This is a genomic window from Pedobacter nyackensis (assembly GCF_032678475.1).
GTDB lineage: Bacteria > Bacteroidota > Bacteroidia > Sphingobacteriales > Sphingobacteriaceae > Pedobacter > Pedobacter nyackensis_A.
Window position 1 is genome coordinate 52798 of sequence record NZ_JAVTSF010000003.1, and the last position, 21078, is coordinate 73875.

18 protein-coding genes and 1 tRNA gene are annotated in these 21078 nt (G+C 38.2%); 9 read left to right on the plus strand and 10 right to left on the minus strand.

Annotation, left to right across the window (positions count from 1 at the left end; genetic code table 11):
* Window positions 1–8: 8 nt before the first annotated feature.
* Window positions 9–3305, minus strand: coding sequence for an SMEK domain-containing protein (locus R2Q84_RS11160; RefSeq protein WP_316816625.1), 3297 nt, complete (start codon window positions 3303–3305; stop codon window positions 9–11).
* A 409-nt stretch (window positions 3306–3714) separates the two neighbouring features.
* Between R2Q84_RS11160 and R2Q84_RS11165 the strand changes: the two genes are divergently transcribed.
* Entirely contained in the window at window positions 3715–5460 is a 1746-nt protein-coding gene (locus R2Q84_RS11165) for a hypothetical protein (protein ID WP_316816626.1), read from the plus strand.
* A gap of 216 nt (window positions 5461–5676) precedes the next feature.
* Here R2Q84_RS11165 and R2Q84_RS11170 read toward each other — a convergent pair whose 3' ends face one another.
* From R2Q84_RS11170 to R2Q84_RS11185, 4 genes are all read right to left on the minus strand, one after another.
* A complete protein-coding gene (locus tag R2Q84_RS11170; protein ID WP_316816627.1) occupies window positions 5677–5967 on the minus strand; it encodes a hypothetical protein in 291 nt (96 codons plus the stop codon).
* A 299-nt stretch (window positions 5968–6266) separates the two neighbouring features.
* Window positions 6267–6354, minus strand: a tRNA-Ser gene (locus tag R2Q84_RS11175).
* 47 nt (window positions 6355–6401) lie between these two features.
* On the minus strand, window positions 6402–7832 hold the full coding sequence (gene pyk / locus R2Q84_RS11180; RefSeq protein ID WP_316816628.1) for a pyruvate kinase: 1431 nt from the start codon (window positions 7830–7832) through the stop codon (window positions 6402–6404).
* A 141-nt stretch (window positions 7833–7973) separates the two neighbouring features.
* Complete coding sequence (locus R2Q84_RS11185) at window positions 7974–8393, minus strand: IPExxxVDY family protein (RefSeq protein ID WP_316816629.1); 420 nt, start codon at window positions 8391–8393, stop codon at window positions 7974–7976.
* 157 nt (window positions 8394–8550) lie between these two features.
* Between R2Q84_RS11185 and R2Q84_RS11190 the strand changes: the two genes are divergently transcribed.
* The 3 genes from R2Q84_RS11190 to rnc are packed head-to-tail and all read left to right on the plus strand — an operon-like array spanning window position 8551 to window position 10851.
* Window positions 8551–8787: an acyl carrier protein gene (locus R2Q84_RS11190; RefSeq protein ID WP_008241990.1), complete on the plus strand. Its 237-nt coding sequence runs from the start codon at window positions 8551–8553 to the stop codon at window positions 8785–8787.
* Between the two features lie 28 nt (window positions 8788–8815).
* Entirely contained in the window at window positions 8816–10069 is a 1254-nt protein-coding gene (gene fabF / locus R2Q84_RS11195) for a beta-ketoacyl-ACP synthase II (protein ID WP_316816630.1), read from the plus strand.
* A gap of 53 nt (window positions 10070–10122) precedes the next feature.
* Window positions 10123–10851 (plus strand): ribonuclease III, encoded by a 729-nt coding sequence (gene rnc, locus R2Q84_RS11200; protein ID WP_316816631.1) that lies wholly within the window; start codon window positions 10123–10125, stop codon window positions 10849–10851.
* Between the two features lie 6 nt (window positions 10852–10857).
* Here rnc and R2Q84_RS11205 read toward each other — a convergent pair whose 3' ends face one another.
* Complete coding sequence (locus R2Q84_RS11205; protein ID WP_316816632.1) at window positions 10858–11568, minus strand: hypothetical protein; 711 nt, start codon at window positions 11566–11568, stop codon at window positions 10858–10860.
* 113 nt (window positions 11569–11681) lie between these two features.
* On the opposite strand from R2Q84_RS11205, the gene R2Q84_RS11210 reads away from it, so the two are divergent.
* The 3 genes from R2Q84_RS11210 to nadD are packed head-to-tail and all read left to right on the plus strand — an operon-like array spanning window position 11682 to window position 13690.
* Window positions 11682–12545 carry a YicC/YloC family endoribonuclease gene (locus R2Q84_RS11210; RefSeq protein ID WP_316817175.1) on the plus strand — a complete coding sequence of 288 codons (864 nt, stop codon included), beginning with the start codon at window positions 11682–11684 and terminating at the stop codon, window positions 12543–12545.
* A gap of 6 nt (window positions 12546–12551) precedes the next feature.
* Window positions 12552–13121, plus strand: a complete 570-nt coding sequence (gmk, locus tag R2Q84_RS11215; RefSeq protein ID WP_316816633.1) for a guanylate kinase — start codon at window positions 12552–12554, stop codon at window positions 13119–13121.
* A complete protein-coding gene (gene nadD / locus R2Q84_RS11220) occupies window positions 13118–13690 on the plus strand; it encodes a nicotinate (nicotinamide) nucleotide adenylyltransferase (RefSeq protein WP_316816634.1) in 573 nt (190 codons plus the stop codon). Before gmk ends, nadD begins: the two co-directional genes overlap by 4 nt.
* Here the strand turns inward: nadD and R2Q84_RS11225 are convergent.
* On the minus strand, window positions 13687–14397 hold the full coding sequence (locus R2Q84_RS11225) for an SAM-dependent methyltransferase (protein ID WP_316816635.1): 711 nt from the start codon (window positions 14395–14397) through the stop codon (window positions 13687–13689). The genes nadD and R2Q84_RS11225 overlap by 4 nt on opposite strands.
* A gap of 304 nt (window positions 14398–14701) precedes the next feature.
* Between R2Q84_RS11225 and R2Q84_RS11230 the strand changes: the two genes are divergently transcribed.
* Both R2Q84_RS11230 and R2Q84_RS11235 read left to right on the plus strand, forming a co-directional pair.
* Entirely contained in the window at window positions 14702–16075 is a 1374-nt protein-coding gene (locus tag R2Q84_RS11230) for a DUF6600 domain-containing protein (protein ID WP_316816636.1), read from the plus strand.
* Between the two features lie 106 nt (window positions 16076–16181).
* Window positions 16182–17762 (plus strand): peptide chain release factor 3, encoded by a 1581-nt coding sequence (locus R2Q84_RS11235; RefSeq protein WP_316816637.1) that lies wholly within the window; start codon window positions 16182–16184, stop codon window positions 17760–17762.
* 73 nt (window positions 17763–17835) lie between these two features.
* On the opposite strand, the gene argH is transcribed toward R2Q84_RS11235, so the two are convergent.
* Genes argH through proC form a run of 3 tightly spaced genes read right to left on the minus strand, consistent with a single transcriptional unit; the run spans window position 17836 to window position 21076 of the window.
* Entirely contained in the window at window positions 17836–19167 is a 1332-nt protein-coding gene (gene argH / locus R2Q84_RS11240; protein ID WP_316816638.1) for an argininosuccinate lyase, read from the minus strand.
* 18 nt (window positions 19168–19185) lie between these two features.
* A complete protein-coding gene (locus R2Q84_RS11245) occupies window positions 19186–20256 on the minus strand; it encodes a M20 family metallo-hydrolase (protein WP_316816639.1) in 1071 nt (356 codons plus the stop codon).
* A 1-nt stretch (window position 20257) separates the two neighbouring features.
* Window positions 20258–21076, minus strand: a complete 819-nt coding sequence (gene proC / locus R2Q84_RS11250; RefSeq protein ID WP_316816640.1) for a pyrroline-5-carboxylate reductase — start codon at window positions 21074–21076, stop codon at window positions 20258–20260.
* Window positions 21077–21078: the final 2 nt, after the last annotated feature.

Below are 21078 nucleotides of genomic sequence, written 5' to 3' on the forward strand. Positions count from 1 at the left end.
TTGTTATACTAATTAATCTTTTGGCTAAGTTCTTTTATCGCCTTAACAGAAGGTTCCCCGTATATAGGATGCTCAGATAAATTACGCAACAAATCCACATCGACTAAACTCCCTAATCTTTCTAACAAATATATTGCTTTGGTATTCGCATCATTTCCATGACTGAAATTTTTGATGTTCTTTTGCCAATCTAAATTTTGTAACGCGAACCTACAGACATCAATTATAGCTACTTGCGATTGATCTTCAATAAATACAATTGAATCACTTTCAAAAATATTTCTAAAACTTGCTTGAAGAATGTTATGCCGGCATTCATACAAAGTGTCAATCACGTAAATATTTGATGAATCAAAGAACATAGATTCTGCCTTCCGAGAAAAATCTTTTACTTGTTGAGCGGTCAAATCTTTTCGATTGTTCCAATAATATAATTCCGCTGCTGCGAAAAGAGATTTTTCAGCGATTCCATCTTCCGCTGCGAACCTACTGACTAATGGGTAATTGTATTTTGCCAATATAATATGCGAAAGTAGAAACACTCGAATAGAATCCTGTGGAAAAGACTTTTCAATAATTGGATTTTCTGTCCAGTTTGAAATTAGAGGGCATATCTTCTCTTTAAGTAACTTGAACGCCTCAACAAAGAGTATTGTTCCAAAAAAAACACTAGTCTGACCTTTGAGGGCCATTTGATAAAAAAGTTCTTTTTTACTAACCTCCAAATTTGAAATCGCAACCTGATAGGCATAATCATAAGGGTGATCAAATTGACAGTTGTAGAGCCCATTCGCCTCTCGCCAGTTATCCTCTGAATTTACATCATTTAAAATTTTATCAATCTGTTCAGCAACTGTTGGGATATAACTGTTTGCATCTTCCTCTAATGCCCCGATTTGCGAAAGTGCATCAAAAATACTGGTAGACATCCAGGCATCCTGAGTTTCACTATGCATACTGTTTAGGGCCTCTATAAATTCTTGTCGCTCTTCTTCTGTTCTATGGAAATAACTAGCCCTATCAAGAATTTCATGTATCAATTGAGACGGAACACTTTGCCATTTGTTTCTTATTACATCTAAAGCATACGGATATAAATACTTAAGTCTTTCGTCCCATCGCAACAATACTAAGATGAAATAGAACTCACCGTAGTTCAATGACCTATTCCTAACCAGTGTCTGAACCATCTCATCTGTAAAACTTGCCTCATTATTAAATGTCGCAAATCCAGAATGTAGACCAGAAATAATGGAAGCCATTGCTGTTTTTGAACTTGATATCCCAATGTATGTTGCCGAAAAAGTTCCATACCTAACACTAATACCTTGTTGTTTGCCTTCTTCCCATAATTTTTTAACCGCAGCTTGCCTTCTCCCATCCATTATACCAACCAAGCTATAAAACTCCTGTAAAAATTCCCCCTGGACCAGCCTATACGGGAGCAAATTAATTAAAGCATATTGCTCATTGCTCCAATCCAACAAAGTAGCTTTGATAAAGCCTATGCCAGCGACCTCCTCTTTATTTAATTCATATTCGACTTGTGTGATTTCTTGATCTATTCTTTTTAAGATTTCAGTTAGCTTTCTTTCAATCCATTTTTTACAATATTCGCCACCATCACCCTGACACAGAGCATTTAATAAACCTATGTCTGTAATACTCTCCAGAACTTGATCAAGTATACAGGAATCATCTATAGACCCGATGATCAATAGTTTCTTATCGTAATTCCTTGGAGAGTTGATTTGAGCAATAATTGACGGCGCATCTGGTGAAAAACGAATTACACTTTCCGCAACAAAGAAATTGAAGAACATTTCGTGACCAAAACTGACTTTACCCAAAGTTCTATCTAGAATTTTTATTGCCAAACACGCATCATAAATAGGCTGTGAAATGGTGTTAGCCCGTAAAATATCATCTATTCTTCGTTCTGGTAAACTGAAAGATATACCATCAGATAGCATCCGAGCAATATGTGCTAAAAACAAAAAAACATTGGATTTTTCTTCACCAAGTTTCTGTCCAATAAAGGCCTCGAATAAAGTAAAGCGGCTTACAGCATTAATATCATCAACTGCAATTTCGCCAACCATTTTGGCTTCAAGAGCACTAGACACAGTATTTAGTATAGGATCCAGTTTAGTATTAGCAAATTTACCACTATAGACAGTGGCAATTGCTCTTTTCGTTTCAAATGAAGGGTAATCAACATCAATTTGTAATAGCCCAAGAGGATCAAAAAGCGAGTCTTGCTTTTGGCTACTAATTAAAATTTTTATTTGGTAATCATTTTTTAACTTTTCAAGCTCTAGCAATAATTTTGGCTTTTTTGTAGGTTCACACTCGTTAAGACCATCAATGATAAATAACACTGGGAGTTTTAAGATCCATGATGTTTCAAAAAGGTCTGTGCCTGAACTGAATCCAAAAGCGGTAATAGATTTTTCAAATAAGGAATTTAAGTCCGTTTCATAATATTTACTTTCCAATATTATAGCAATCCCTTGTTCAAGAAAGTTAACTGCTAGTTTTCTTGAAAGAATGGATTTCCCACAGCCAGATGGTCCTAAAATCAATATCCCATCATTATTTAAAATGATACTTTTCAAATCATTTGTCGAAATTTCAGCAGTATCCATTTTGCATTCGAATTGAACAAATTCATTTAAGGAATCCTGATGAATACCGGTTAAAATTCGTTTGTAGAATGTGAATTTATCTAATGGAGAATTAAAATCAACAACTAACTTTTTATCATTGTTTTGTCTAAAGGAATTGTCAAATTCTCGTCTTAGTAAGTTTTTGATTTTATTAAATCTTTCCTCCTCCTTATAATAAAGTTGTTCGATTAACTTTATTAAGTCTTCTGGATAATATATGTCAGTTTTTGGATCAAAAATTTCCATAAAACCCGCAAATTCTTTTACGTTTTTCCTAACATTCTTTTTGTTGTTTATGATTAGAAACCGAATACCGTTTGGAAAGCGATCCTTAAACTTTTTGTCTTGGAATGTCTTAAGGCTAGATAACACCTTAGTATTATCAGTTTGCGAAGTAACTTGAAAAGCTACCATAGCCTTCTCGTCATCCCCTAAATCTATGCCAGGATAGTTAACTTTTTGCTTATTAAGATCACGAAGCTCAAAATCAAATATCAAATTGAGTAAGGATAGTGCTGTCCCTTCAGAGATTTTATTAATATTAAAATAGCCTGTAGTATTTGCAAGAACAACTTCTGTTACCCAAGTGGTGAAATATTTTCTTATTTCAAGGAAAGCCTTTTCTGAATTTGGCATTGTGGTGAGCATTATTTAAATAGCAATGAAATTGACCAATCTCGACAAATCGCGAGAGAATTATAAATATAAAGAAATGATTTTCCTCGACAAGTTTCACTTCCAATAATATGCATCAAATTGATGCCAATAGCTAGGGAGTCGGCAGTAATTCTAGTTTTTCTAAATCCTTCTGTTTGGGAACACGCTTTCTATTTTTCCTGTCAAGAATAGCTGTGCCCTCAACTTTAAGAAACTTTCCAAGTTTCTTGTTGCGAAGTCCATTCCGCCGACGATAAGCCTTCAGACACCCTGAAAAAAGCAATCTCGTTAAATTCTAATGGAGACAGCCAAACGTAAGCTGCTTACAGGAAATAGAGAAAAGAAAAATAAATAATTATATATTTATACTAATATTTAATAACGCTCAATGACTTTAAGAACCATACGAATTGCCAATGTGAAGGGGATTGCTGATCGAACTTTTTCCCTTAATATCATCCCCAATAAACCGAGCCTGCTGTATGCACCCAATGGCTTCGGCAAAAGTTCTTTCGCCATAGCTTTCGATTCACTTACGGGGCCCAGACTCTCATTGCATAAAGATCATTACCATAAGGGAACTGATGCAAATCTACCTTCACTGTCCATTGATTACCAAAAAACGGATGGTACCGTTGCGAACCTACTTGCCGACAGTACCACTAATACCATTAAAACTGAAATAGATTGCTTTGTTATCAACAATAAAGTAAGGCCTAAAAGCACACCAATGCAATTTAATGGTAGGACTCAGCATACTGCATCATTAAATATTGATACAATAGAACTTATTGGGTCTATTCCGGTCGATACTGACTTGGGGTACAATGTAGGAGCTATTCGTGGTCGTTTTGGAAACAACGGGAAAGTATTGCCTAATCTAGAACCTGCCCTAGCCAAACGTGCTTTCGTCGTGATATTTAATGACGGTATTAGACATTTATCGAGACTAACACAGATTCGGAATTCTGAGGCTATTCAAAGTTTCAAAGATAGAATAAATCAACAAGTTGGCACATCCGATCAGATTTTGAACTGGATAGAAGCCAACGAGCTTGCAGTCCTAGATGAAATATTGCCATTAAAGGAATTAACCGATCAGATTATGGATTTGGATTTAGGTTACACGCGGAGGGCTGAACGCGTCCTTGCAGTCTTGGAAATGCTTGATCTGTATTCGGGAAACACAGCCAACTTCAAACCGGCTTGTGACCGCAAATTATATATACAGGAGAAAAAATCTTACATTGAATCATTTAAGGCTTTTAACTCTACATGGAAAGATATACGACCACGGGAAAAAGGGGGTAAGCTCATTATTGAATTCCCGAAAGCGCATAATATATCCAATGGCCAACGTGACATCTTATGTCTGGTCGCCTTACTGGAGGTTGCGCGGCGCAAGCTAAAGAAGGATGCTTCGATCCTGATTATTGATGAGGTATTTGATTATCTGGATGAAGGAAATCTCATAGCAGCCCAGTATTATGTTACCGAATTCATTAAGGACTTTAAAAATCAGGGACGTAGAATCTATCCGTTAATATTGACCCATCTCAATCCAGGTTATTTTAAGAGCTATGCTTTTAGTAAAATGAAAACATACTATCTGGATACCAGAACAGCAACTGTCAGCCTAGCATTTAAAAACCTTATCATACACAGGGAAGACCCCACAATCGCAGACGAACTTTCGCGATGCCTTTTACATTATCATACCGATAATATTAACAAACGCGCTGAGTTTACGGCATTAGGATTACGGCCTACCTGGGGAGAAGGAACTAATTTTATAAATCATCTACAGGCAGAGATGAATAAGTACCTTACTGATCAACCGGATTATGATCCGTTTGCGGTATGTTGTGCCTTACGTAGACGCGTTGAAGAAAAAGTCTACCAGAATATCCCAGGGTTGGTGGAAAAGGATACCTTTTTAGCTACCCATCAAACAAAAAATAAACTGGAATATGCCGAGAGCATAGGTGTTTCTGTACCTGAGTACTACTACCTATTGGGAAATGTATATAATGATGGTTTGCATTGGAAAACAGATAGAGACAATGAATCACCACTGAAAGCTAAACTCGAAAACGGTACGATCCGAAAATTAATAAACGATATTTGTGGATAGAGCAGATCACTTAATTTATCTAAAAAGAAGCATATATCACTAAGAAAAGCTGTCAACTCCCAATTCCTGATGAAACTATTCCATTTTAAGCAATTTCCCCAGTCTTTTCAGCTCGTTTTTCTGCGGAGCATGCTTCCCATTTTCCCATCCATCTACAGTTGAAGCATCGACTTCAAGAATCTCCCTAGCTGTGCGTGTGTAAGCCCATATAGGCTTTTATTTTGCCCTGAAGTGGGTCATATCGACCTCAAACGGCAGATACCCCAGAAACTTGGTAATGTGAGGTAAAAACTGAATTTTAGGCTTACTCCGGTTTTTTCCCAATTTATAATGCTGTCTTCTGAAAACCCCGAAAATTCTCGCCACGTCCTTTGGAGCAGCTTTAGCTCCATTCGCTTCTTCTTTATGTGATCCCCCTATAGAAACAGGTTTTTTAGGGTAAATAACAGGCATTGGTTTTAAAATTTGACGTTCAAAACGCAAAAAAGGCGACGCAACCTCATACATGCGTTGCCTTTTTTGCGTGACATAGAAAGGCACGCAAGCGTCATTTTAACCTGAAAAAGACGCCCAGAATGACGCACGATTCGGATTGCTAAATACAACAAACTCTCCAACTACTTTTAAGGAAAACCCATCTTAAAGCACTTTAAATGCCTATCCAGATCTAGGTTCGAATTTTTTCACCCAGTAAAATCGATCGATCACCCTACAACACGAAAAAACAAATAAACAACTGAATTAAAGACAGTTACAAAACAAATTAAGCATAAAAAAACCGCCTTTTGGGCGGTTATTATTTTCAGCGGAGAGCCAGGGATTCGAACCCTGGATACCCTTTTGGGGTATACACACTTTCCAGGCGTGCTCCTTCGACCACTCGGACAGCTCTCCGTTTTGCAGATTGCAAAAGTAGAAAAATTTTTGAATGCTAAGGAATTTTAATCAATAACAGTAACTTTTAACATATTCGTTTTGCCTTTACGCTCCATTGGGATCGCAGCTGTATTGATAATTACATCACCACTTTTGATCAATTTCTTAGCCTTAAGCAAGTTATTTACATCCTGAATTGTTTCGTCCGTACTTTCGAATTTATCATAATAGAATCCTTGAACACCCCACAATAAACTCAGGCTGTTTAACAAACTCTTATTGCTGGTGAAGATGTAAGTATGTGCTTTTGGTCTGTGACTAGAGATTTCAAATGCCGTATATCCACTTAAAGTCATTGAAACAATACCAGCAGCATTGGTTTGTTTAGATAAGAAACATGCTGTATCACAAACTGCATCACTTAAGAAACTATCCGCTTTTGGCTTCAAAAACTTCTCCGGATGGAAAGGATAATTGTTTTGCTCAATATTTTGAATGATTTTCTGCATGGTCTCAATAACGATCAAAGGGAACTCTCCTACAGAAGTCTCTCCGCTTAACATTACTGCATCAGCACCATCTAGTACAGAGTTCGCCACATCATTCACTTCAGCGCGTGTTGGCCTTGGTGTAGTAATCATACTTTCCAGCATTTGAGTTGCTACAATTACAGGCTTCGATGCTGCACGACATTTTTGAACGATCATTTTTTGCAACAATGGGACTTCTTCCATTGGCATTTCAACTCCAAGATCTCCACGGGCAACCATGATCCCGTCAGATACCGCAATAATCTCATCAATGTTTGCGATTGCCTCTGGCTTTTCAATTTTAGCAATTACACGAGCACTTTTTCCTCTTTCTTTGATGATATCTTTTAATTCGATGATATCTTCTGCATTACGAACAAATGAAAGACCGATCCATTCTACATCGTTTTCGAGAACAAACTCAAGATTTTTACGGTCTTCAATTGTAAGTGAAGGAATAGAAACTTTTGTATTTGGAAGATTTACGCCTTTTCTTGAAGTCAGAATACCACCATGTACAATTTCACATACCACCTCGTCAACAAGGTTTGTTTCCAGCACACGCATTTGCAATTTTCCATCATCTAACAAGATAATCTCTCCTGCTTTAACGTCTTTCGGGAAAGATTCGTAAGTTATATAAATTCTTTCTTCGTTACCGATACACTCCTTTGTAGTAATGATAGTTTTAGCGCCATTAACCAACTGAATACCACCATCTTTAACAATCCCAATTCTAATCTTAGGCCCTTGCAAATCCGCAAGAATACCAACATTATAACTGTATTTTTCATTGATGTTTCTAATGGTATCCAGAACTTCCTGGTGATCTGCCTGCGAACCGTGAGAAAAGTTCAAGCGACAAACATCCAGTCCTGCATTAAACATGCTATATAAAACTTCTGGTTTAGCTGAAGCGGGGCCTAACGTGGCTACGATTTTTGTTCTAGAATGAAATGGTTTCATTGAGTTATTTAAATTTATTACAGACCAACAAAACGAGCGTTTATCAATACAGAAAACCGATGCCAGTCTGATTTATTAAAGTTATCTGTTTGGTTATGTAAAATCAAATATAGTGTATTTTGTACACCTTCAATATAAAATTTACATTACTAAATTTTCTTTCGATTTCAACTTCAAAGGATCTATCTGCGCAGCCACCTGAATATCAGGAAGTTTATTCAATCCGGAAATAATATAATTCAAGTCTTCCTTATCAATATACTGATGAATAATCATAAAAAAATCAACCTTATTCATCTCCGGAATTAAAAATCCTTCGGCATTTCTATTGTTAATTATGTAATACTCTATCTCTCCCTGCTCTACAAAAAAATAATATTTGGAAAAAGCCAGTGGCTCTTCGTCGATATTAAAATAAACTTCATGGTCGTCTATCTTTTCAAAATCAAAATTTAGTCTTGTATTAATTTGATGACACAGCACATAATCCTTTAAAGATGCGGTAATAGCAATTAATACAAAATCGAGATCTAATGAAAGTTTTAGGTAAGTTTTGTTCAAAACAGAATATTTTACTGAAATACGAAATTATAAAACTAATTTTACATTGATGTTCAAAATAAAAACATTAAAATTGGAAGAGAAATAAAAACATTTGAAATGTGTAAGAATTTATTTTTCTTTGCACTGAATTATTTAACCATTAAATTATAACATTATGTCTGATATTGCTTCAAGAGTTAAGGCTATTATCGTTGAAAAATTAGGTGTGGATGAAAACGAAGTTACACCAGAAGCTTCTTTCACTAACGACTTGGGTGCGGATTCTTTAGATACAGTAGAACTTATTATGGAGTTTGAAAAAGAATTCAATGTAGCGATTCCTGATGATCAGGCTGAGACCATTGGTACAGTTGGTCAAGCAATTGCTTACTTAGAGAAAAACGTTAAGTAAAAATACGGTTTCCGTATAATCCGTATAAATGGAATTAAAAAGAGTAGTAGTTACAGGGTTAGGTGCACTCACTCCAATTGGCAATACCATTCCAGAGTTCTGGGATGGTTTGATTAATGGGGTGAGTGGTGCCGGCCCTATTACGGGTTTTGACACGTCAAAGTTCAAGACAAAATTTGCATGTGAGCTTAAAAACTTCAATCCTGAAGACTTTTTAGATAAAAAAGAAGCCCGCAAGTTAGATCCATTTGTTCAATACGCCATCGTTTCAACTGACGAAGCTGTAAAAGATGGTAATTTCGACTTTTCACAACTGGATACCAATCGTGTAGGGGTAATCTGGGGTTCCGGAATTGGTGGATTTAAGACTTTTCAGGATGAAATGAAGAACTTCTTTTTAGGTGATGGCACGCCTCGCATAAATCCGTTCTTTATCCCGAAAGTTATTATTGACATAGTTCCAGGTCATATTTCTATAAAATATGGACTTAGAGGCCCAAACTTTGCAACAGTTTCTGCCTGTGCTTCGTCTACGAATGCCATGATTGATGCTTACAATTATATTCGATTGAATATGTGTGATGTCATCATAAGTGGGGGTTCTGAGGCGATCATTAATGAGGCTGGTATTGGTGGATTCAATGCAATGCATGCCCTTTCTACGAGGAATGATGATCCTAAAACAGCTTCCAGACCGTTTGATAAAGACCGTGATGGTTTTGTTGCCGGCGAAGGAGCAGGAACAATTATTTTGGAAGAACTGGAACATGCTAAAAAACGTGGGGCCAAAATCTATGCTGAATTAGTAGGCGGTGGAATGAGTGCTGATGCGAACCATATTACAGCACCTCATCCTCAGGGCTTGGGCGCCAGAATGGTGATGCAGAACGCTTTAAACGACGCGGGATTAACTACAGCTGATATTGATTACATCAATGTACATGGCACCTCAACTCCACTAGGCGACATTTCAGAAAGTAGAGCTATCGTGGATTTGTTTGGTGAAGATGCTTACAAGCTGAACATTAGTTCAACGAAATCTATGACGGGACATTTATTGGGTGCCGCAGGTGCAATTGAAGCTATCGCTGCAATTCTTGCAGTGAAAAATGATATTGTTCCTCCAACCATTAATCACTTTAATGATGACCCGGAATGTGATCCGAAATTAAACTTCACTTTTAACCAGGCGCAAAAACGCACCATTCGTGCTGCTCAAAGCAATACATTTGGTTTTGGTGGTCATAACGCGTCTGTAATTTTCAAAAAGTACGAAGAATAAGTCGCTTTATATGGAAGCGACGGTAGTTGCTCCCTTTAATTTTTTAATATTTAATGCCATTATTTGATCTCTATAAGCTTTATCTTTCACCTGATAAAGTCTTTATAAGAAAGTTAAAAAACATTTTAGGCTTTGTGCCTGGAAATGCTATTTTGTATAAAATGGCATTCAGGCACAGGTCTGTGGCAAAAATCTTAAAGAATGGAAGCAGGAGTAGCAATGAACGCCTGGAATTTTTAGGTGACGCCATACTCGGCTCCGTAATCGCAGAATTACTCTTCAAAAGCTATCCGTATAAGGAAGAGGGCTTTCTGACCGAAATGCGCTCTAAAATTGTAAACCGGGCTAACTTAAATCAACTCGCCCGGAAGATGGGGTTTGATCAGCTCATCGTTTTTGATCAAAAGGCTGTAAATGTGCAAACCAAACATCATTCGATGCTTGGCGATGCCTTTGAGGCGTTAATAGGTGCTATCTACTTAGACAAGGGCTATAATTTCACTAAAGATTTCCTACTCAAAAGAATCGTAAAACCTTACATCGACATTCATACACTTGAACTTACAGAAACTAATTTCAAAAGTAAGCTCATCGAATGGTGTCAACGTCACGGGAAGGATATTACCTTTGATATGGTTCAAAATGAAGAAGGAGAAAGCGCTAAATTATTTACCATTCAAGCCGTTATTGAAGGTGAAAGTTACGGCATAGGTCGTGATTATAACAAGAAAAATGCCGAAAAACTAGCGGCAGAAAAAACCTGCGAAGCCCTTTCAATCTAATCTTTCTTAGTTTTTTCTAAGCGTATCTGTATACTTCCTATACGAATCCCTAATGTGTTTGATCGCATCATACTGCGTCCAATTTTTCGCTTTTTCATACTCAGGACGATAATCGAGCATAAATTTTTCCAGATCCTGTCCTTTCAGATCAGTATTATTTTGGATTAAAAACTCATTAAAGAATCCGTCAATTTGACTTTGTTGCAATTCCGTTTCATAATAACGACCGAACCTTCTTGCATTCTTTGGCGTCCTCCCAATCAATTCATAAACTGCCGTTAAAGGTTTAAAGAGAAAAGCCAGAAATGGCGGTTTCCCCTGATAAAATGAACCTTTATTTTTATAGTCACGTTTCAGTTCCTGTAATTCCTGTTTTTTTGATTGTCCACTGATATCTACCTGTCTCAACATCCGTCCTCTTTCCAGGTAAACAATCATATCCTTACTTCCTGTAACAACAACTTCCGCATCCGAAAAATCTCTTTTAGTCACCAACAGGGTATCGCCTGCTATAGCTTTAATCTGGAACAATCCGAAATCATTACTGGCAACTTTAAAACCTGAACGTTTATTTGCAATCTCTGCTCCTGCTATTCTATTTGATGTGCCTTTTTCGAATACAACTCCTCCCAATACAAAATCCTGCGCAAAAACAGCGGGAGTCGCACTTAGGAAAAATGCGCAAAATAATAAAATATTTAGTGGAGAAAACTTCATTACAGATAAAATAATGATGTAAAACTAACCATTGTTTATCAAATACCTTAGTTAAAAAAAGTTAAATGGGTAGGAAAAGCCAATAAATTATATCTTTGCACATGATAAAATCAATGACAGGATATGGCCTGGCCTCTACAGATCATCAAAATGTAAAATTCGCAGTAGAGATAAAATCCTTAAACAGTAAGTTTTTAGAACTCAATCTAAAACTACCTAAAGCCTTTTCAGACAAGGAATTGTTATTACGCAACGTTTGTAGCAAGGAAATCGAACGTGGTAAAGTAAGCGTTTCAGTAAATATTGAACGTGGAGAAGAAGCTTTAAAAGGTGCCACCATCAACGCCGACCTATTGAGTAAATACTATAAGCAGTTGGAAGAAATTAACATCAGCTTAGGTGCAAATTCAAACAACCTTTTACAGGCTGTACTTAACTTTCCCGATGTAATCAGTTACGTAGAGGATGAAGTGAGCGAAGGTGACTGGGCTATTTTAAACAACACTTTCATTAAAGCTTTAGAAAACTTCAATCAGTTCAGAGAAACAGAAGGTAATGTTTTAAAATCCGACCTGGAGCTTAGAATTAAAAACATCCTTGAGTTGTTTAATCAAATTGAAGTACTAGAGCCTCTAAGAATTCCGCAGATTAGAACCCGCTTAAATCAATTTTTAGAAGATAACGTTGGAAAAATCAATGTTGATCAGAACCGTTTAGAACAGGAATTGATCTACTATATTGATAAATTAGACATTACTGAGGAGAAGATCCGCTTAAGAAGTCACTGTGATTATTTTACAAGTACTTTAAAAAGTAAAGATGCCAACGGCAAAAAACTTGGTTTCATTTCTCAGGAAATTGGTCGCGAAATTAACACTATGGGTGCTAAAGCCAATGATGCTCAAATCCAACAGCTGGTTGTAGGCATGAAAGAAGAACTTGAAAAGATTAAAGAACAATTATTAAACGTTTTGTAAGTACCAATGAAACAAGGTAAACTCATTATATTTTCTGCACCATCAGGAGCAGGTAAAACGACTATCGTTAAACACCTACTTACGAAGTTTCCGTTTCTAAGTTTCTCCATATCGGCTACCACCCGCGAATCTCGTGGTGATGAAGTAAATGAAAAGGACTATTATTTTATATCTAAGGAAGATTTCCTTCACCGGGTTGCCCGCCAGGAATTTGTAGAGTTTGAAGAGGTATATAGTGGAACTTTTTACGGCACATTAAGATCGGAAATCCAACGTATCTGGGATAATGATCAACATGTTATTTTCGATATTGATGTGGAAGGCGGCTTACGATTAAAAAGAAAATATGAGGACGATGCATTGGCCATTTTTGTACAACCACCGTCGTTAGAAGTATTAAAAGAACGTTTAACCGGCAGAGGCACAGATAGTGCAGAAAAACTACAGGAACGCTTTATTAAAGCTGAAAAAGAGCTGGCTTACGCTGATAAATTCGATGTGATCCTAAAAAACTACGATTTACAAACAGCTTGTCTTGAAGCAGAAAAATTAGTAGGAGACTTTTTAAAGAAATGAAAACAGGACTCTTCTTTGGTTCATTTAACCCCATTCACATTGGCCATTTAATTATTGCCAATTATATGGCTGGATTTTCCGGACTTAAAGAAGTGTGGCTGGTAGTCTCTCCACATAATCCCCTAAAAAATAAAAACAGTCTTTCGAACATGTACGACAGGCTGGAGATGGCAAGATTAGCTACAGAAAACTCTGACAAGATTAAAGTCAGTGATATTGAGTTTAACCTTCCTCAACCCTCTTATACCATTGACACTTTAGCTTATTTACAAGAAAAGTATCCCGGTAAAGAATTTGCACTAATAATGGGGGCCGACAACCTGGCCTCCTTTAAAAAGTGGAAAAACTATGAAGTCATTCTAAAAAACTACCAGATCTACGTTTATCCAAGACCCGGGTTTGACCTTACGGAATGGGTAAACCATCCGTCAGTCACTATTACGGAAACACCGCAAATGGATATTTCTTCTACTTTCATCCGTAAAGGGATTGCCGCTGGTAAAAATGTACAGTATTTTGTCCCTGATAACGTACTGTCTTTTATAGACAGCAAAAGCATGTACCGTTAAGTTCTATATATCAAAAATATAGTCGGCTTTTTATGAAGGTCGATCCTTTCCTGACGCCACTGACCAACAGACATAGTTTTCACATACTCATCTTCTCCAGTTAGGTTACAAGCCACACACAACAAGGTTTGCGCAGCAGTATTTTTAAGAATATCCTCAAACAGGTGATTGTTACGAAAAGGCGTTTCAATAAACATCTGAGTTTGTTTTTTAGTCTGTGCCAACTGTTCCAATTCCTTAATGCGCTTTCCTCGTTCTACTTTATCTATTGGCAGGTAACCATTAAATGTAAAGCTCTGTCCGTTGAATCCGGACGCCATTAAAGCCAGTAAAATGGAACTTGGCCCCACTAATGGCACCACCTTAATTCCGCGTTTATGCGCTTCCAGAATAACTTCAGCACCAGGATCAGCTACGCCAGGACAACCCGCCTCACTCATCAACCCTACATCTTTACCCGTCATCAGTTCTTTAAAATAAGGCACCATAGAATCGTTGCGCTTATGTTTTCCATAATCATGAATAATGAGGTCGCTCTGAGGAATCTTAATTCCTGCTTCCTTTAAAAACTTTCTTGCTGTTTTTTCATTTTCAACGATATATGTACTTAGTGTGTTGATGGTATCACCCAAAAATGCAGTAAAAGATTTTTGAGCAGCATTATCTGCAAGCGGAACAGGGATTAGAAATAAAGTACCTTTTGTCATTCTCAATTGTGATTTTACCTACAAAATAAGAGAATTATTTACTGTAAAGCGCATAATTCCTGATATAAATAGTGTAGATGATATGTAATCTTAACCTATAAATACGTTATACACTTATAAAAAACGTAATTTGTATAAATTATTTTTTAATTAAAATCGCCCATAACATTAGTTTAGCAAATTTAATTACGACACACAACAACATCGCAATGTAATATTTTAATAGACAATTTAATCTTTTAACATATTTTGGAACTCAAATTGATACAATAAAAGCGTTAGGTAAATTTTAATACACACACAAATGAAAAACATGATCAAATTACCGGCAATTGTATTTGGGCTAATGCTCTTACTAACCGGCAGCACACAAAAGGTTATGGCACAGGGAGAGGATGTATCTATGCAGTCTTTCTATGATGAGTTGTCTCCTTATGGCACCTGGATCCAGGACCCTCAGTATGGATACGTATGGAGACCAGATGTAGAACAAGGGGATTTCAGGCCTTATTATACAAATGGACGCTGGGCAATGACCGAGTATGGAAATACCTGGGTTTCAAATTATGATTGGGGTTGGGCTCCATTTCATTACGGAAGGTGGGTTTACAACCGTTACAACCAATGGGTTTGGATTCCGGATACTACCTGGGGACCAGCATGGGTAAGCTGGAGAAGTGGTGGCGGATATTATGGATGGGCACCGATGGGCCCGGGCATGAATATCAATGTAAACATCAATATTCCTGATCTATGGTGGGTATTTATTCCTCAAAGAAATATTTACTATGATAGTTTCCCCAGATATTATTCGCGTAGAAATGTAACAATAATACATAATACGACTATCATTAATAACACTTATGTAAACAACAGACGCACGTACTATACTGGCCCAAGGGCTGATGATATCAGGCGTGCTACCAATAGAGACGTTAGAGTTTACAATGTGAACAATACTGGTCGACCAAGCAGAAGCAACATTAATGGAAACAGTGTAAACATTTATACCCCAAGACCAAGCAGAGGTAATACAAATGCAACTGCCAGGCCGAGAGAAGCCATAAGGGGCGAAGGTTATACTACAATCAGAGGAGACAGATCTTCGGCTTCAACAGGCGGGACAAGCCGTCCTTCAAGGGGAGATTCACAATGGAATAATAATGACCGTGGTAACGTGAATCCTTCCAGAGAGAACAACAGGCCAGAAGCGACAACTGGAGCAAGAGAAGGAAGACCTGTATTTGACAACAACTCAAGGCCTTCCAGAGGGGAGAACCGTGAAAATAACGGAGGAACACAACCAGTTGATCGCGGAGAACGTGGAAACAGAACAGACCGTGGAGAGCGTCCTGAACGCGCGGAACGTCCGGTTCAAAGAGCAGAGGATCCAAATCCGCAACAACAGCCTCAAAGGCCTGAATATACTCGTCCACAACGTCAGGAACAACCTCAACGACAAGAAAGACAACCGCAAGAACAAAGAGCTGAGACTCCCCGCCCTCAAAGACAAGAACAACCACAACGTCAGGAAAGCAGACCGGCTCCTCAGCCACAACAGCAAAGACCTGAACGTGTACAACAAAGTGTTCAACCTTCCAGAGGTGGCGAGAGCAGAGGTAGTCAAGGCGGTGGGAGATCTGAAGGATCTAGGCCGACCCGTGCCGGAAGGGGTTAACCAACCAAGCTAATTTTGGAAAAACCGACGATTTTAATCGCCGGTTTTTCTTTTATATATTATAATTATCTTTGCAGCCGCGTCAAACGCACAGGCTTAATTCTTTATGATTCACCCAGAAATAGAAAAACGAAAAACATTCGCCATCATTAGTCACCCCGATGCCGGCAAAACAACCTTAACAGAGAAGTTCCTGCTATTTGGAGGCGCCATCAATACGGCCGGAGCCGTAAAACGAAACAAGGCGAACCAAAGTAACACTTCCGACTTTATGGAAATAGAAAAACAGCGTGGAATCTCTGTGGCGACTTCTGTGATGGGATTTGAATACAGCGATAAGCGTATCAATATTTTAGATACACCCGGTCACAAAGATTTCGCCGAGGATACTTACCGTACCCTATCTGCCGTAGATAGCGTTATCCTCGTAGTTGATTGTGTAAAGGGCGTGGAAGAGCAAACAGAAAAATTAATGTCTGTATGTAGAATGCGCAATACCCCCGTAATCATTTTTATCAATAAAATGGACCGTGAAGGTAAAGACGCTTTTGATTTATTGGACGAGATAGAAAGTAAATTAAATATTAGCCTTTGTCCATTATCATGGCCAATTGGTCAAGGACATACCTTTAAAGGTGTCTACAGCATATATAACAAACACTTAAACCTGTTTGAGCCTGATAAATCAAAAATCAGTGCACCTGTGATTGAAGTTAGCGACCTGAACGATGAGAACCTGACTAAATTCTTAAAGCCAAAAGAGCTTGAAGGTTTAAAAGGCGACCTGGAACTTGTACATGGCGTATATGGCGATCTGGATAAGAGCATGTATACAGAAGGCTTACTTGCTCCGGTATTCTTTGGTAGCGCCATCAATAACTTTGGGATCAAAGAACTGCTTGACACTTTTATTAATATCGCACCAAGTCCGAAAGGCCGTGAAGCTGAACAACGCGAGGTAGCAGCAGAAGAAAAGAATTTCTCTGGCTTTGTTTTTAAAATCCATGCTAACCTTGACCCAAAACACCGCGACAGAATTGCCTTTTTAAGGATTTGCTCGGGCAAGTTTGAAAGAAATAAATTCTATTATCACACCCGTCAGGATAAGAAGCTAAAGTTTTCTAATCCGATGGACTTCATGGCCAATGAAAAAAGTATTGTAGAAGAAGCATGGCCAGGTGATGTGGTTGGTCTTTATGACAGTGGAAACTTCAAAATAGGCGACACGCTTACTGAAGGAGAAAAACTTCAATTCAAGGGCATTCCCAGCTTCTCTCCTGAAATATTTAAGGAATTGGAGAACAGAGATCCATTAAAAACGAAACAACTGGAGAAAGGCATACAGCAACTTACTGAAGAAGGTGTAGCGCAATTATTCATCATGCAACCCGGAAACCGTAAGGTGGTTGGAGCTGTTGGTGAACTTCAGTTCGAAGTAATTGCTTTCCGTCTGGAGCATGAATATGGTGCGAAAGCAGCCTTCAGGATGTTAAGTTATACCCGTTCAAACTGGGTAACATCAAAAGACAAAACTAAACTGGCGGAATTTCTGAAAAGGAAACAAGCACATATTGGTGAGGATAAGGATGGTAATGCGGTTTACCTTGCCGACAACGAATTCATGATCAATATGACAATGCGGGATTACCCGGATATTGAATTCCATAAAACATCAGAATTTAAATAAGAAAAATTAAATACACAAAAAGGCCGGACGATTACTAATCATCCGGCCTTTTTGTGACCAATAAAACATATTGTTAAGCCAACAGCTTTTTTATCGCCTGATGTGTTTTTTCAAATTTAAACTGCGAGAGTACTTCTGTCATCATTCCTTCAATTTCGGTATTGCAAAGATTCCCTATACTGCCTTCATGTGTGTGGTTAACCGCTTTTCCAGGAGAAAAAGTTCCTTTGTCAATAGACTCACCAACAATTTTATAGGCCTCTCTAAACGGAGTCCCGTTTAAAGCCAGCTCATTTACCACCTCTACACTGAATAAATAAGCATACTTTTTATCTTCAAGGATATGATCCTTAACAGTAATATTTTGCAGCATAAAAGTGGTCATTTCCAAACACTCGTTTAAAGAGGTAATTGCCGGAAAAAGGTTTTCTTTTAGCAATTGCAGATCACGGTGATAGCCTGAAGGCAGGTTCGTAATCATCAAAGCAATTTCATTAGGCAAAGCCTGAATCTTGTTGCAACGCGAACGGATCAACTCAAACACATCCGGGTTCTTTTTGTGTGGCATAATGCTCGATCCAGTTGTCAATTCATCAGGAAAACTGATAAAACCAAAATTCTGATTAATGAACAGACAAACATCCATCGCCATTTTTGCTAATGATGCCGCGACAGAAGACATAGCCTGCGCCAATACCCTTTCCGTTTTTCCCCTACCCATTTGTGCATAAACCACATTATAGTTTAAACGTTCAAAGCCCAGCAGCTGTGTCGTCATCGTCCTGTTTAAAGGGAATGAAGATCCATAACCCGCAGCAGAGCCCAATGGATTTTTATTACAGATTTTCCAGGCAGCCAGCATCATCTCCATATCATCAACAAGACTTTCCGCATAAGCACCAAACCAAAGTCCAAATGAGGAAGGCATAGCGATTTGCAAATGTGTATAGCCTGGCATCAGTTTATCCCTGTGCGTATTACTCAATGAAATCAGCTGCTCGAACAATACATTTGTATTGCCCACCATCTCTTCAATACAACTTCTGAAATACAACTTCAAATCAACCAATACCTGATCATTGCGGGAGCGTCCGCTATGTATTTTTTTACCAGCTTCACCAATACGTTGTGTCAGTAACCACTCCACCTGCGAGTGCACATCTTCAACTGTATCTTCAATTACAAACTGTCCTGCTTCTATTTCTGCATAAATATTTTTAAGTGCGGCCTGAATCTCCACAAGTTCATCGGCGGTAAGCAGACCAATACTTTCCAGCATTTCTACATGCGCCAATGAGCCAAGCACATCGAAAGCAGCCATCTGTAAATCCAGTTCCCTGTCTTTACCCACCGTAAAAGTTTCAATATCCTTATTTACGTCAATGTTTTTTTGCCAGATTTTCATTTATCTAATATTTATATTCTATTTCCCTTTTATTACGGGTTCCAACATTTTTATATAGAGCGCTATTCCCTCTTCGACCTCGTTCACATAAACATATTCATCAGCCATATGCGACCGTGCAGAATCACCAGGCCCAACTTTTAAAGAAGGAATACTTAGCAGCGCCTGATCTGACGTTGTTGGAGAGCCATAAGTAGTTCTGCCCAAAGCGACGCCCGAAACAACTATCGGATGTTCCTTATCAATAGAAGAAGGTTTTAACCTTACAGAACGGGGCTTCACATCACAATCTACATTTGTCCGGATGATCTTTAATACTTCTTCATTTGTATAAGCATCGGTCACCCTCACATCAACTGTAAAATTACAAGTGGCAGGTACCACATTATGCTGAGATCCGGAATTGATAATTGTTACCGACATTTTTAAAGGGCCAAACATTTCAGACACCTTTGAAAAGCGATAGCTTCTGAACCAGTCAATATCTTTTAAAGCTTTATAAATGGCATTATCTCCTTCTTCGCGTGCAGCGTGCCCCGCTTTTCCATGCGAAGTACAATCGAGCACCAGTAATCCACGTTCTGCAATAGCCAGGTTCATTTGGGTCGGTTCGCCAACAATCGCAAATTCCAGCTCACCAAGATCCGGCAAAACGTATTCCAAACCATTGTTACCTGATATCTCCTCTTCTGCTGTTGTTGCCAGACAAATGTTATAAACTAAATCTTCCGACTCATAGTAATACAAAAATGTCGCTACAAGCGAAACAAGACATCCTCCTGCGTCATTACTTCCTAAGCCATACAATTTACCATCTTCAACAGTGGCATCGTAAGGATCTCGTGTATAGCCCGAATTTGGCTTTACTGTATCATGATGTGAATTTAAAAGCAAGGTAGGTTTAGCTGCGTCAAAATATTTATTGTAAGCCCAGATGTTGTTTAGCTTACGGTTTGTCTTAATATTTCGCTCTTGCAAAAAATGTTCAATTGCATCAGCTGTCTTATCCTCTTCTTTGCTAAAGGACTGGATACTGATTAATTGTTTCAGTAAGGCTATACTATCCTTTTGCAGTTGCTCAATCCCCATATTATTCTTTTGTATATAATGCTCCGGCTTTAACCGCCGAAAGCTTAATTCCTTTTATTAAAGATGAACTGAAACCATTGTGTTCCATTTCATTTAACCCGGCAATAGTACATCCTTTAGGTGAAGTTACCTTGTCTATCTCCTGCTCCGGATGCGATTGCATTAACAACAATAAATCTGCAGCACCTTTTGCCGTTTGAACAGCCATTTTCAAAGCTTCATCGGCGTGAAAACCTATCTCCACCCCACCTTGCGAAGCGGCTCTGATCGCTCTTAAAAAAAAAGCAATACCACAAGCGCAAAGCGCGGTTGCGGAAGTCATCAGGTCCTCATTTATTTTGACAACAGAACCTACTGTTTCAAACATGCGGGTTACTTCCTCCACGTTCTCCGCAGTTGCATTATCAGTAGCCACACAAGTCATCGATTGTCCGATTGCAATTGCAGTGTTCGGCATTGCCCTGATCACCTGTACATCATCTCCAAGTTTACTTCGGATATCTATACAGCTTACACCAGAAGCAACAGAAATAAAAACGTGTTTTTTTGCATCAACAACATGGTCAATCTGCGACAACAAACTATTCAATTGTTGTGGTAATACCGCTAAAACAACGATATCTGCACCGGCAACCACAACTGCATTATCAGCACTTACCACAAATCCTTGTTCGGACAGGCTACTTAAACCCGAAATATTTCTTCTCGTTAAACTGATCTGACCCGGTTCGGCATAGTTAGATTTCACCAATCCCTTGGCTAAAGAAACACCAATGTTTCCACTTCCTAAAATTGCAATCTTGCCTTTAAACTTGTTCATAA